13 protein-coding genes and 1 tRNA gene are annotated in these 12,154 nt (G+C 66.0%); 7 read left to right on the top strand and 7 right to left on the bottom strand.

Features of this window, described 5'->3' with window-relative positions:
- The first annotated feature begins 58 nt into the window (after positions 1-58).
- Positions 59-646: a dienelactone hydrolase family protein gene (locus ACTX90_RS00690; protein ID WP_047117675.1), complete on the top strand. Its 588-nt coding sequence runs from the start codon at positions 59-61 to the stop codon at positions 644-646.
- 46 nt (positions 647-692) lie between these two features.
- Complete coding sequence (locus ACTX90_RS00685; protein ID WP_443442685.1) at positions 693-2,429, top strand: MOSC domain-containing protein; 1,737 nt, start codon at positions 693-695, stop codon at positions 2,427-2,429.
- A gap of 10 nt (positions 2,430-2,439) precedes the next feature.
- Here the strand turns inward: ACTX90_RS00685 and ACTX90_RS00680 are convergent, their stop codons facing one another.
- Complete coding sequence (locus ACTX90_RS00680) at positions 2,440-3,363, bottom strand: alpha/beta fold hydrolase (RefSeq protein ID WP_052772150.1); 924 nt, start codon at positions 3,361-3,363, stop codon at positions 2,440-2,442.
- A gap of 302 nt (positions 3,364-3,665) precedes the next feature.
- Between ACTX90_RS00680 and ACTX90_RS00675 the strand changes: the two genes are divergently transcribed.
- A complete protein-coding gene (locus ACTX90_RS00675) occupies positions 3,666-4,247 on the top strand; it encodes a TetR/AcrR family transcriptional regulator (RefSeq protein WP_237562437.1) in 582 nt (193 codons plus the stop codon).
- 63 nt (positions 4,248-4,310) lie between these two features.
- Here the strand turns inward: ACTX90_RS00675 and ACTX90_RS00670 are convergent.
- Positions 4,311-4,386, bottom strand: a tRNA-Lys gene (locus ACTX90_RS00670).
- 113 nt (positions 4,387-4,499) lie between these two features.
- Between ACTX90_RS00670 and ACTX90_RS00665 the strand changes: the two genes are divergently transcribed.
- The 4 genes from ACTX90_RS00665 (at position 4,500) to ACTX90_RS00650 (ending at position 8,333) form a co-directional block, all read left to right on the top strand.
- Positions 4,500-5,165 carry a hypothetical protein gene (locus tag ACTX90_RS00665; protein WP_113608010.1) on the top strand — a complete coding sequence of 222 codons (666 nt, stop codon included), beginning with the start codon at positions 4,500-4,502 and terminating at the stop codon, positions 5,163-5,165.
- 74 nt (positions 5,166-5,239) lie between these two features.
- Positions 5,240-6,451 (top strand): MFS transporter, encoded by a 1,212-nt coding sequence (locus ACTX90_RS00660; RefSeq protein ID WP_231736035.1) that lies wholly within the window; start codon positions 5,240-5,242, stop codon positions 6,449-6,451.
- Positions 6,452-6,693: 242 nt separating this feature from the next.
- Positions 6,694-7,308, top strand: a complete 615-nt coding sequence (locus ACTX90_RS00655) for a hypothetical protein (RefSeq protein ID WP_047117672.1) — start codon at positions 6,694-6,696, stop codon at positions 7,306-7,308.
- Between the two features lie 5 nt (positions 7,309-7,313).
- Positions 7,314-8,333 carry an inorganic phosphate transporter gene (locus tag ACTX90_RS00650; protein WP_047117671.1) on the top strand — a complete coding sequence of 340 codons (1,020 nt, stop codon included), beginning with the start codon at positions 7,314-7,316 and terminating at the stop codon, positions 8,331-8,333.
- Positions 8,334-8,357: 24 nt separating this feature from the next.
- Here ACTX90_RS00650 and ACTX90_RS00645 read toward each other — a convergent pair whose 3' ends face one another.
- The 5 genes from ACTX90_RS00645 to pstC all read right to left on the bottom strand — a co-directional run bounded on the left by ACTX90_RS00645 (position 8,358) and on the right by pstC (position 12,142).
- The gene (locus ACTX90_RS00645) at positions 8,358-8,555 is read right to left on the bottom strand and encodes a helix-turn-helix transcriptional regulator (RefSeq protein ID WP_047117670.1); all 198 of its coding nucleotides are present in this window, start codon (positions 8,553-8,555) and stop codon (positions 8,358-8,360) included.
- Complete coding sequence (locus ACTX90_RS00640) at positions 8,555-9,031, bottom strand: hypothetical protein (RefSeq protein ID WP_113608008.1); 477 nt, start codon at positions 9,029-9,031, stop codon at positions 8,555-8,557. The genes ACTX90_RS00645 and ACTX90_RS00640 overlap by 1 nt, the downstream gene beginning before the upstream one ends.
- 204 nt (positions 9,032-9,235) lie before the next feature.
- Positions 9,236-10,015 (bottom strand): phosphate ABC transporter ATP-binding protein PstB, encoded by a 780-nt coding sequence (gene pstB, locus ACTX90_RS00635; RefSeq protein WP_047117669.1) that lies wholly within the window; start codon positions 10,013-10,015, stop codon positions 9,236-9,238.
- Between the two features lie 49 nt (positions 10,016-10,064).
- The gene (gene pstA / locus ACTX90_RS00630) at positions 10,065-11,207 is read right to left on the bottom strand and encodes a phosphate ABC transporter permease PstA (protein ID WP_082123726.1); all 1,143 of its coding nucleotides are present in this window, start codon (positions 11,205-11,207) and stop codon (positions 10,065-10,067) included.
- Positions 11,207-12,142 carry a phosphate ABC transporter permease subunit PstC gene (gene pstC, locus ACTX90_RS00625; protein WP_047117668.1) on the bottom strand — a complete coding sequence of 312 codons (936 nt, stop codon included), beginning with the start codon at positions 12,140-12,142 and terminating at the stop codon, positions 11,207-11,209. The genes pstA and pstC overlap by 1 nt, the downstream gene beginning before the upstream one ends.
- Positions 12,143-12,154 lie beyond the last annotated feature (12 nt).

The raw sequence follows: 12,154 nt of genomic DNA, 5'->3' as shown, positions 1-12,154 counted from the left end.
CTGGACCGCGGCACCCCCGAATTCCGGCTCGCATCGAGCCGATCCTAGGAGTTTTCCCATGGCAACCATTGTTTTATTCCACCACGTCCAGGGCCTGACCCCGGGAGTCCAGGCAATGGCCGCGGAACTGCGGGCCGAAGGGCACACCGTGCACCCGGTGGACCTGTTCGCCGGCAAGCTTCCCAAGGATCTGGAGGCTGGCATCCTGCTGGCCAACAAGGTCGGCGAGGACAAGATCCAGCAGCGCGTGGACAAGCTGTTCAAGAACCTGCCCGACGAACTGGTCTACATCGGCACTTCCTGGGGCGCGGCCCTGGCCCAGCAGTGCGCGCAGCAGCGTCCGGGCGCGCTGGGCGCCGTCCTGCTCGAGTCATTCGTGGACCTGGATGCCGAATGGAGCTTCGGCCCCTGGCCGACCGCCGTGCCGGTGCAGATCCACGGCATGGACAACGACCCGTTCTTCGCCCGCGAGGGCGACCTGGAGGCGGCCGAACGCTTCGTCAACGACCAGGGCGAGGGGCTCGCGCAGCTGTTCACCTACCCCGGCGACAAGCACCTGTTCACCGACAGCTCGCTGCCGTCCCACGACCCGCAGGCTCGCGCGCTGGTCATGGAGCGCATCAAGAAGTTCCTGGCCGACATCTAGGGCCATCAACCTGCCCGGCAATTCCCCCGCCCACTAGAATCTTGATATGCGAATCGAGCGTTTGTTCCGTTTCCCAGTCAAGGGCCTGCCCGCCGAGGAGCTCACCCGCGCCGCGGTGAGCGCCGAGGGCGGGGTAGCCGGGGACCGCGCCGTCGCACTGGGCAACGGCAGCACCCCTGTCGCGGACGGGCAGTGGCAGTCCTGCGGCTCCTTCACCGCGCTGAAAAACGACACGTCCCTGCAACAGTGGCAGGTCGTCTCCGCTCCCCCATTCATCACGGTGACAGCCCCGGCGGCCACGGGGGCCGCTCCCTTCACCTTCGACTCCTCCGATGCCGGCGAGCGCTCGGCGGCCGCTGACTACATGGCAGCGCACATCCCGGCGCAGGGAGGCCATGCCCGCACCCTGGTCGCCGCCTCCCACGGGATGTTCGATTCCCGCCTCTCTGGCATCTCGCTGATCAACCCCCGCACGGTCGAGGCGCTCTCGAAGGCCGCGGGCGTCACGCTGGATCCGCTACGCTACCGCGGCAACATCCTGCTGGACGGGGTGCCGGCCTTCGGCGAGTTCGAGCTGATCGGCAAGGTCCTGCGTATCGGCGAGACCCGGATCGCGATCACCAAGTCCATCGAGCGCTGCCCTGCCACGTCGGTCAATCCCGCCACCACGCAAGTGGACGTCAACGGGCCGCGGCTGCTGGCAAGCCATTTCGGGCACCTGCACTGCGGCGTCTACGGCACGGTCCTGGCCGGCGGGACGCTGCAGGCAGGGGACGAGATCCGCATTGATTCCGAAGACCGGCGCGCGCTGGCATTGGCGCCTGCCAAGCGCACCCCGCGCTACCTCGAGGTCATCGAGCGCCGGCAGCTGGACGGCGATGCGGTGGAAATTTCGCTGCGCGACCCGCACGGCTGGATCGCGGCCCACGACGAGGCGGGCACCCATCTGCGGGTGCACCTGCCCGACCCGCTGTGGCGCAACTACACCATCACCGCGGTGCACCGGGACGTCATCAGCATCGCCGTGCGCACCGCCGGAACCGTCTCGCAGAAGATGGCCGGCCTGCGGGCCGGGGACAAGCTGCTGGCTTCGGGACCCCACGGCACCATGACCGCACGCCGCGTGCTGCACGGCCGCACCGCGCTGCTCACCGCCGGCATCGGCATCACCCCCGCCCTGGGGCTGCTTCGCGGAGCCGGCCAGGCACCTGAATTGAATGAACTGCGATTGTTCCATGTGGAGCGCGGGCCCGGTGGCGAGCTGTTCACGCGCGCTGGCGCCTTGGCCCGCGGCCTGGGGCTGCCCGCCCGGATCAGCCACGTCGATTCCCGGGCAGGCCGGCCAACCGCGGCGCAGCTGGCCCAGGCCATCGAGTCCTGCGACAGCGTGGTGATCTGCGGCCCGGCCGGATTCACCCAGCTGGCACTGGAGACCTGCGAGCTGGCCGGCATCGCGCCGCAGCACGTCCACCGGGAAACCTTTGCCTCCCCCGCCGCCGACCTGGGCGAGCTGCTGCAGCAGTACGCCCCGGCACGGATTTTCTTCTCCTCCGGCGCGGCGGGATTCACCTGGCGCCCGCAGGACGGCACGCTGCTTGAATCGCTGGAGGCCCGAGGGCTCACCCCGAACAGCTCCTGCCGGGCAGGGTCCTGCGGCGAATGCGCACTGACGCTGCGCCGCGGCAGCGTCGGCTACCCGCTGGATCCTGGCGCCCGGGTGGCGGAGAACCAGATTCTGGCCTGCATGGCGGCTCCCGCCGAGGACCTGGAACTGCAGCTCTAGGCATGCGGAGCTACTCTCTGGGGTCCGGCCTGAGCGAGTCGAAGAATTCGGAAATCGCCTTCATGATCGCCGCTGGTTGTTCGTCGACTATGAAATGCCCGGCGTCCTCGATAATTTCCAAGCGCACATCAGTCCCATAAATGGAAGTATCAGCGAAAGCCCTGCGCACGACTGCCGGTGGGAACCCAGCATCCTTGGTTCCGAAAATGAACAATGATGGCATGGCAAAGCGTTCAGCCCTGTAGCTGCCTCGTATTATCCGCATCAGCTCCGGGAGGACCATACGGCGGCAAAGGGGCACGGCGGCCCGTGCGGAGTTTTCATGGCTCATCATTGCCTGATACTGGTCGACCACTGCCTGGTCCAGGGGCTGGACCATGAAAATCGGCGAGAAGAAATGGCGGGTCATTCGTCCCGAGCGCATGAGCCAGGGACCGAGCTTCGGCATGGACAGCGCTTCCTGGTGCCACAAGTGCCTCATGCCTGGCATCATGCCCAGATCAAATCGCATTTGCGGAGGCGGCACGGCAATCATCACGTGACTGGTTATTCGTTCCGGGTAGTGCATCGCCAGCTGGAATGCAGAAACGGCTCCCATGTCCTGGCTCACCATGCGAACCTCGCCCAGATCCAAAACGTCGAGCAATTCCAGGATGTCTCGAGTTCGGCGGGTCCTATCGATGTCCCGGTACGGCAGGCGAGTCCATCCCTCACCGCGAAGGTCGGGCGCGATGGCCCGATACCCCTGAGCCGCAAGTGCCGGCATGATTTCTCGCCATTGCCACCACGTCTGACCGAATCCGTGCAACAGGAGCACCGGGTCGCCGGACCCCATAGCCGCCACGTGCATCTGCCCACCGGCGACTTCCAGGAATTCGTGGTCGACCCCAGCCACCACCGGCATGGCCGGCCATGCTTGGCTTTCCGTAGTCATTTTGTATCCCACCACAGTGAAATTCTTGGGATCCTTCTCACCGCCGTGTTGCCGCGCGCCAAGCAATCACGCATCGGGGACCGCGGGAAGGGACCCAGGCTTATCGACTAACCTTGGCCAAAAGCCAGGGCGCATGCTCGCGCTCGGGTCATTTGGAAGGACCCGCAGGAGCACCCGAGGGTTTCCTGTCGCCTAACGCCCAGACCGGCTCGCGCCAACAACATGGCGTATTCAACTTTGAGAGCTTTGCCCACTCTCACACAATACTACGTCCACAATGAATTGTCACTATGATTATAGTGATGGAGAATGAAATTATGGAGACTTCCACTTCCAACCCAAGTTCCCGGGCAGAGCGGGCCTTGAACGCAGCACTTGCGCTCCTCGGCGAGCAAGGAGTGCGGGCACTAAGCCATGCCCGCGTCGACCAGACAGCCGGGCTGCCAGCAGGATCGACATCCAACTATTTTCGTACCAAGCAGGCATTGCTCGAGGGCGTCGCATCGCACCTTGCCCAGCGCGAACGCGAGGATTTCGGCCAAGCTGCGCCAATCCTCGAGCGCGCGGAGGCAGAGGAGGCATTCACCAGAATGCTGGAAACCCAAAGCGGGATTTTCCGCAGCAGGACGCTGGCCCGCTACGCGCTGTTCATCGACTTGGCCCATTCTCCGGAACTTGTTGCGCCGCTGAAGGACAACCGGAGGGTCTTCGAACACTGGACAACCGCGACGCTGGCCGCCCTGGGCGCCAAAGACCCCCTGGGCTGCACGAGATTCATCATGGCCACGCTCGACGGCGCACTGCTGCACCGGATCACGGTCGACGACTCGCTGGATTTCGCGCCGGTCATCCGCCGCGCCCTGGCCGCCTGCCTCGATAGCTAGCCTCCTGCCGGAACACGGAAAACCCCGCCTCCTCCGGTGAAGCCGGGGTGGCGGGGTTTTGTCTGGTGCGCCCTGCGGGGATCGAACCCGCGACCAATGGATTAAAAGTCCAGTGCTCTACCAGCTGAGCTAAAGGCGCACGGCCTACGGCCAGAAACCATATTACCTGAAGTGCCCGTCCATCCTTAATCGAGGCCGATCCACGTCGCAAGCAGCGGAAAACGCCAAGGATAAGGGAGTAACCTAGTCGCCATGAGAGGTGCACGTTCCGGATCGCAAACCGCCCACGAGTCGGGGTACCGGCATCACAAACCCCGCCCCTTCGCCCCGATCGACTTCGAGCCCTATGAAGGCGGGGCCGATCCCGCGCGGATATCGGAGGCCGCGCACCTGTCCGCGCGCGCCTTCGTCCAGCAAGGGCTGGCCAACGACGACCCGGAGGTCACCCGGAGGCTGATTGCCGTCGCCGAGGACGAGGGCATCGAGGTGCTCGCCGAACTCTGGAGCGAGGCCCCGGCGCATTCGCTGCCCGGCGCGCTTTGGCGCCTGTACGCGGTCCGCACCGCCACCTTGAACATGCCCGACGTCATGGCCGCACGGTTCTCCGCCGGAGCCCACCGCGCAGAGGTCGAACGCATCGTCGCCGGCGCCGCCGAGCCGCCCAGCGCCGAGGAGCTGAAGAAGATGACCAGCTCGATTCTCTCAGGGGCCTTCAACGGGGACTTCGCCCACGCCCTTGAGCGCACCGCCGCCTACTGCAGAGTGCTGGCCCTGGGCATGACCGAGCACGCCGACGCCGCGGACCTGGCCAGCAGCGAGCGCGGCACCAACCTGACCTTGCGGGCGCGCTCGCTGGACAACACCGCCAAGGATCTGGAGATCTGCGCCCGAATGTGGCGCCAGGGCACGCTGGACTAGCAACAAAAATCGGCTCCGCCTCCCTGTGGCCTTAGGATTGGGACGGCAGAATTCCTCAAGCGAAGGGCCGGTGCGTGGGCGCAAACAACAAGGCGGCATCCTCGGGCGCCATGCGCTGGCTCCTGGTGCTGATTGCCACCGCGCTGCTGTCCCAGACGGCCTTGAACGTAATCCGCCCGGTCACGACCTACAAGCTCATTGCGCTGGGTTCCGGTCCGGTGACGGTTGGCGCGGCCACGGCCGCCTTCGCGCTGCTGCCCTTGGTGACAGCGATTTCCATGGGCCGGCTCAGCTCCCGCATGCGCCAGATCCGCTACCTGATGCTGGGCGGCGTCGTCCTGCTGGCGCTCGGCGGCGCTGGCATCGCCCTGTCCCCCAACGCGCTGCTGGTCGCGGCCGCCAGCGCGGTGCTGGGCATGGGGCACCTGATGTTCACCATCGGCGGCCAGTCCTCCATCGCACGCTTTTTGCCCGACAGCGAACTGGATAAGGGATTCGGCTGGTTCACCGCCGCGTATTCCGCCGGCCAATTCCTCGGTCCGCTGGCCGCAGGCCTGATCCTGGGCACCGGCACCGCGGCCGACTCCCCAGAGCGCATCGCCAGCATCAGCCTGTCACTGTGGATCGGTGCCGGCTGCTCGCTGCTGGCGGCCCCGCTGCTGCTGGCCAATTTCCAGCCGTCGACCACCAAGAACACCGCTTCCGCGGCATCGGCCCGCCCCAAGACCTCCGCCTGGGCCATCCTGCGGGTTCGCGGCATGACCTCCCACATGCTCGCGGCGCTGACACTGCTGTCCATGCTGGACATCCTCACCGCCTTCCTGCCGCTGGTCGCCGAGCAACATAACGTCACACCTGTGGCAGTTGGTGTGCTCTTGGCCATCCGCGGCTGCGCCTCGGTGGTCTCGCGCCTGGTGATCCCGCAGCTATCCGCGCACTTCAGCCGCCCGGCCCTGCTCACCACCAGCTTGTACCTGGCGGCCGCCACCATCGCCATCGCGCCGTTCTTCATCGACTCGCTGTGGATCTCGGGCGCCGCGATGCTGGTCGGCGGTTTCTTCCTGGGACTTGGCCAGCCGCTGACCATGACCATGATCTCCACCTCGGTGGAACCGGCCGACCGGGGTGCCGCGCTGGCTCTCCGGCTCATGGGAAACCGGCTCGGACAAGTAGGTTTGCCGATTATCGCAAGTACCGTGGCAGCTGGCATGGGCCCTGCCGGGGCGATCTGGTTCTGCTGCGCGCTACTGGGGATCAGCGGAATCGAGAAGTCGCTGCGGCGATAACGTGAGAAACGGCACGCCGTCGGGCAGGCGGTTGACAGCAAGCGCTTCAAGCGAGAAAACTAGGAGTCGGTGCCGGGCTGCTGGTAACCCCGGGCTCCAAAACTCTGCCGCCTAGAGCGGCCTTCCGCCGAGAGGCGTTCCCGGTCCGGCACCACCACAATTCTTGTGTTCACTTCAACGACGTAAACTGTTCTGCGTTGGTACCTGCCCGCATGCCCTAGTCGAATGGTGCGCCGTACAAAGTGAAGTTCCAGATTTTTCCCTCAGCCTCGCGCGGCATTGAGCTGCTGCGCGACCTCGCCGCAACGATTCGACGCTCGGTCGCCAGCGTTTCCGAGATGATCGGCAACCCCGAGGGGCGCCCCCAGCAGCTGCGCGACCTGGCCGCGGCGGAGGCCGAGGCCTCCGACCTGGTCCACGCGGTGCTGACCCACCTGCGAACCAGCTACATCAGCCCCTTGCCCCGCGAGGACATGTACACGCTCTCGAGGCTGCTGCACGAAACCATGGAACAGCTGCGCGGCACCGGAGAGCTGATCATGAACATCGGCACCACCCCGCTTTCTGAGCGCTCCTCAGAGCAGCTCGAGCTCATCTCGCAGCTGGCCGACCTGGCCTCCGACTCCGTCCAGCACCTTGGCAACCTGGACGACCTGGAAGACAACTGGCTGCAGATGGTGCAGTCCTCCAAACGCGCGGCGAGGACCCACCTGGTGTGGGTGGATGAAATCGCGGGCTTCTCCAAGGCCAGCACCATCCACCGCCACCAGCGCGTGGCCGACCACCTGATGCTCACCGCCAACACCCTGCGCCAGTTCGCCGATCACCTGGGCCGCGTGCTGGTCAAGGAGTCCTAAGACCCATGACCGTTATTTCGTCCCTTACCGCCGTTGCGGTGGTCCTGACCCTGGGCTACGCCGTGCTCAATGGTTTCAGGGACGCCTCCACAGCGGTGGCCGCCGCGGTGCGCACCAGGGCGCTGACCCCGGTGGTGGCCGTCGTGGTGGCATCGTTCTTCGCCTTCCTCGGCACCATCGCCACCTCGGGATTGAGCACCGCGCTGGTCGACGCGCTGAACTTCAACGTCCCGGACGGCATCGACGGGCTGAAGCTGGTGATCTGCGGCCTGCTGACGGCCGGTGCCTGGGGGCTCTACTGCTGGTGGCGCGGCCTGCCCATGAGCTCGACCCATTCGCTGCTCTCCGCCCTGGTGGGCGCCAGCGGCGCCGCGGCCTTCATGGGGGATGCGTCGATGTCCGGGGCCTGGGCGCTGCTGGTTGGCTCGGTCCTGCTGCCGCTGCTGATCTCCCCGATCATCGCCTACACCCTGTCGTACCTGGTGGTGATCCCGGCGATGTGGCTGGTTCGGCACGACACCTCGCGCACCGTGAACGAGGTCTCGCGCGCCGGCCAAGCGGTCACCGCCTGCGCCTCGGCCCTGGGGCTGGGCCTGCAGGACGGCCAGCGCACCGGCGCGCTGATCGCGCTGGTGCTGATCACCGGGGACGCCATGGACCCAGGGCCGGTCACCTGGGCCATCCAGCTGTCCGCCGGCGCCGCGTTGTCCTTCGGCGTGCTGCTGGGCGGCTGGCGCATCACCCACACGCTGGGACGCCGCCTGGTGAACTTCGACCCGATGCGCGGAATGATCGCCCAGGGCGTCTCCGCCATCATGCTGTTCGTCGGCTCGCTGGTCTTCCATCTGCCGCTGTCCACCACCCAGACCGTCACCAGCGGCATCGTCGGCGCCGGCAAGAACCAGGCCTTCGAGTCGGTCTTCTGGCGCAATGTCGCCAGGGTGGCCTGGCACTGGGTACTGACGCCCGTGGTATGCGTCTTCGGCGGCGCGGTGCTCACGCTGGCCATCAGCCCGCTGTTCTAGCGGTTTTCCCGGCGACTGGCCGGGCTAGTCCGGATCCGGCGTGAACAAGTCCTCGATGGGGCACCCGAACAGCGCGGCCAGCTTGAACGCCAGCGGCAACGAGGGGTCGTAGCGGCCCTTCTCCAAGGAGATGATGCTTTGGCGCGAGATCCCCAGCTCGTCGGCGAGCGCCTGCTGCGACAATCCCCTGTCCTTGCGCCGTTCGGCCAGTGAATTGCGCACTAGCCCTCAGCCCCCTTGCTCAGCTGCATCCGGATGCCGAAATCCACCATCGCCAGGACCACCAGGCCTGCGAGCACCAGGTGCAGCGGCCAGCGCAGCGTCAGGTCGATGGCGACCTCCAAGACGCTGAGCACAGCCGCGCCCGCACCCAGCAGCACCAGCATGTCGCGGAACACCCCTGCCGAAGCGCGTTCGCTCCAGCGGTATTCCACCGAGTCCTCGACGTTGCGCGGCGCGTCGCGCATGGTCCCGCGGTCAACCAGCAGCACCCAGAGCAGCGCGGAGAACGGGAGCCAGAAGCTGAACCCGAAGGCCAGCAACGTGGCAAGGAACCGCTCCTCGGGCCCCGCGGCGGCAACGAGCGCGGCAACACCCAGCGCGGCGGCCAGGCCTCCTCCGAAGCTCAGCAAAAGCAGTGTGCGGGTGTTCCCGCCCGAACGCATGCGGCCCCAGGCCGACTTCTTGATCTCGGTCATCGCTCTTCCTCCTGTCGGTTCTTCCTCGTGGCATCAATCTATAGTTAAGCTTCCTTTACAGTCAAGGTTGCTTTACATCAAGGTTTAAAAACCAGCGGCGCACCTTTCGGTGCGCCGCTGGCGGTGATCCCCTCCAGGATCCCCGGAAGACCCCCCTTCCGGTTCACCTACCGGCCTGCTGACGGCAGGCGGTAGACGAAATCTTTATCCGAAGCGTCCTGAGACGTAGTCTTCGGTGGCCTTCTGCTCCGGGTTGGAGAAGATGGCGGCGGTGTCGTTGTACTCGATGAGCCTGCCCGGCTTGCCGGTGCCCGCGATGTTGAAGAAGGCGGTCTTGTCGCTGACGCGTGCGGCCTGCTGCATGTTGTGGGTCACGATCACCACGGTGTAGTCGTTCTTCAGCTCATTGATCAGGTCCTCGATGGCCAGGGTGGAGATCGGGTCCAGGGCGGAGCACGGCTCGTCCATCAGGATCACGTCGGGCTTCACCGCGATGGTGCGGGCGATGCACAGGCGCTGCTGCTGGCCGCCGGAGAGGCCCGAGCCCGGCTTGTCCAGGCGGTCCTTGACCTCGTTCCACAGGTTCGCGCCGCGCAGCGACTTCTCCACCAGCGCGTCGGCGTCGGACTTGGAGATCTTCTTGCCGTTCAGCTTCACGCCGGCCAGCACGTTGTCCTTGATGGACATGGTCGGGAACGGGTTCGGGCGCTGGAAGACCATGCCGATCTGGCTGCGCACGGTCACCGGGTCGACGCCCGGGCCGTACAGGTCGTCGCCGTCCAGCAGGACCTCGCCCTCGACGCGGCCGCCGGGGATGACCTCGTGCATGCGGTTCAGGGTGCGCAGGAAGGTGGACTTGCCGCAGCCCGACGGGCCGATGAAGGCGGTGACCGACTTCGGCTCGATGTTGATGGACACGCCCTCAACTGCGCGGAACTTGGAGTAGTAGACGTTCAGGTCGTTGACGTCGATGCGTTTTGCCATGGTGTTTATCCTTGAAAATTCTTGGGGTGTCGAGGGCCGGAGCGCTGGCTCAACGGCCCTTCTTTGGAGCGAAGAGCTTGGCGATCAGCCGGGCGGCCAGGTTCAGCGCCATGACCATGAGGATCAGCAGCAGGGCAGCTGCCCAGGCGCGCTGGATCGACGGGTCGACGTTGGTCGGGCTGGTCGGCGTCATGATCTGGTAGTAGATGAACGTGGGCAGCGTGGACATCCAGTTGGCGAACACGTTCAGGTTGATGTTGCTGGCGATGCCGGCGGTGACCAGGATCGGGGCGGTTTCGCCGATGACGCGGGCGATGGCCAGGGTCACGCCGGAGGCGATGCCGGAGATCGCGGTTGGGATGACCACCTTCAGGATGGTGCGCCAGCGGCGCACGCCCAGCGCGTAGGAAGCCTCGCGCAGCTCGTTCGGGACGATCTTGAGCATTTCCTCGGTGGAGCGGACCACCGTCGGGATCATCAGCACGCTCAAGGCGACGGCCGCGACGATGCCCATGCGCGAGTTCGGGCCCAGGATCAGGCCGAAGAAGGCGGCGGCGAACAGGCCTGCGACGATGGACGGGATGCCGGTCATCACGTCGACGAAGAAGGTGATGGCGCGGGCCAGCGGGCCGTTCTTGCCGTACTCGACCAGGTAGATGGCGGTGAGCATGCCCACCGGCACCGAGATCACGGTGGCCCACAGGGTGATCAGCAAGGTGCCCATCAGCGCGTGGTAGGCGCCGCCGAGCACCGGGGTGCCGTTTTCGACCGTCTGGTTGTCGACCGCGCCGGTCACGCCGTTCATGGAGCTGAACAGGAAGTGCATGTTCATGCCCGGCAGGCCCTTTTCCAGCACGGTGTAGAGCACCGAGGCCAGCGGGATCAGCGCCAGGATGAAGGAAGCGTAGATCAGGTAGGTCCAGGTCGCGTTCTTGCCGCGGCGCTTGCCCTCCACCACCGTGGTGGCCACCGAGGCGGCGATCAGGAAGATGACTGCGGAGTAGATGGCGAAACTCGCCACGTGGAAGCCGGTCAGCGTGGAGCCCGCCGCGCCGAGGATGATCGAGCCGCCGGCGATGGCCGGGATGGCCCACTTGGGCAGCTTGCCCTTGGCCAGCGAATTGCGCTTGCGGCTCGGAGGCGTCGGCTGCGTCGTGGTGTTGCTGCGTTCGGAAGTAGTCATGGCACTCATCAGTTGGCTCCGGAGAATTCCTTGTGGCGGGCGATGATTGCCCGGGCGATCATGTTCACGACCAGGGTGATCAGGAACAGGACCAGGCCGGCGGCGATGAGCTCGGCCAGACGCAGCCCGAAGGCCTCGGGGAAGTTCAGCGCGATCTCGGCGGCAATGGTCTGGTTGCCGGACTTGATCAGCGACGGGATGAGGTTGCCGGTGGAGAGCACCAGTGCCACTGCCATGGTCTCGCCCAGTGCGCGGCCCAGGCCGAGCATGGTGGCTGAGATGATGCCTGGGCGGGCGAAGGGCAGCACTGCGGTGGTGATCATTTCCCAGCGGGTGGCGCCCAGGGCCAGGGCGGCTTCCTCATGCAGCTTCGGGGTCTGCAGGAAGATTTCGCGCGACAGCGAGGTGATGATCGGCAGCACCATCACTGCCAGCACGATGCCGGCGGTGAGCATGGTCTTGCCGGTCTGGCTGGCGGGGCCTTCGAAGATCGGGATGAAGCCCAGGTTGGTGGCCAGCCAGTCGTAGCCGGGAACCAGCGCCGGGGCCAGCACCATGTAGCCCCAGGCGCCGTAGATGACCGACGGGATGGCGGCCAGCAGATCGATCACGTAGCCCAGCGGGCCGGCGATGCGGCGCGGGGCCAGGTGCGAGATGAACAGCGCCACGCCCAGTCCGACCGGGGTGGCGATCAGCAGGGCGATGGCCGCTGCGACGACGGTTCCGACGATGATCGGAGCGATGTAGGAGAAGAAGCCGGCGCCGCCGGAAATATCGGCCGGATCGGCCAAGAACGTCGGCAGGGCCTGGATGAGCAGGAAGACCGCCACCGCGAACAGGGTGATCAGGATCAGTACACCGGCGCCGAGCGCGGCGCCGGAGAAGATCTTGTCCCCGGCGCGGCCGGAAGTCGATGACTTGCTCGTCAAAGCATTGGTAGTCATTGGCTTAAGCCT

The organism is Glutamicibacter soli, assembly GCF_052322135.1.
In the GTDB taxonomy this organism is placed as follows: Bacteria; Actinomycetota; Actinomycetes; order Actinomycetales; family Micrococcaceae; genus Glutamicibacter; species Glutamicibacter soli.
The sequence above is the reverse complement of the archived record's forward strand: the minus strand, read 5'-3'. Positions and strand labels throughout refer to the sequence as shown.

Excerpts from the sequence above, each read along its gene's own strand:
- ACTX90_RS00690 (WP_047117675.1), top strand. The coding sequence starts at position 59 with ATGGCAACCATTGTTTTATTCCACCACGTCCAGGGCCTGACCCCGGGA.
- ACTX90_RS00685 (WP_443442685.1), top strand. The coding sequence starts at position 693 with ATGCGAATCGAGCGTTTGTTCCGTTTCCCAGTCAAGGGCCTGCCCGCC.
- ACTX90_RS00680 (WP_052772150.1), bottom strand. The coding sequence starts at position 3,363 with ATGACTACGGAAAGCCAAGCATGGCCGGCCATGCCGGTGGTGGCTGGG.
- ACTX90_RS00675 (WP_237562437.1), top strand. The coding sequence starts at position 3,666 with ATGGAGAATGAAATTATGGAGACTTCCACTTCCAACCCAAGTTCCCGG.
- ACTX90_RS00665 (WP_113608010.1), top strand. The coding sequence starts at position 4,500 with ATGAGAGGTGCACGTTCCGGATCGCAAACCGCCCACGAGTCGGGGTAC.
- ACTX90_RS00650 (WP_047117671.1), top strand. The coding sequence starts at position 7,314 with ATGACCGTTATTTCGTCCCTTACCGCCGTTGCGGTGGTCCTGACCCTG.
- ACTX90_RS00640 (WP_113608008.1), bottom strand. The coding sequence starts at position 9,031 with ATGACCGAGATCAAGAAGTCGGCCTGGGGCCGCATGCGTTCGGGCGGG.
- pstB (WP_047117669.1), bottom strand. The coding sequence starts at position 10,015 with ATGGCAAAACGCATCGACGTCAACGACCTGAACGTCTACTACTCCAAG.
- pstA (WP_082123726.1), bottom strand. The coding sequence starts at position 11,207 with ATGAGTGCCATGACTACTTCCGAACGCAGCAACACCACGACGCAGCCG.
- pstC (WP_047117668.1), bottom strand. The coding sequence starts at position 12,142 with ATGACTACCAATGCTTTGACGAGCAAGTCATCGACTTCCGGCCGCGCC.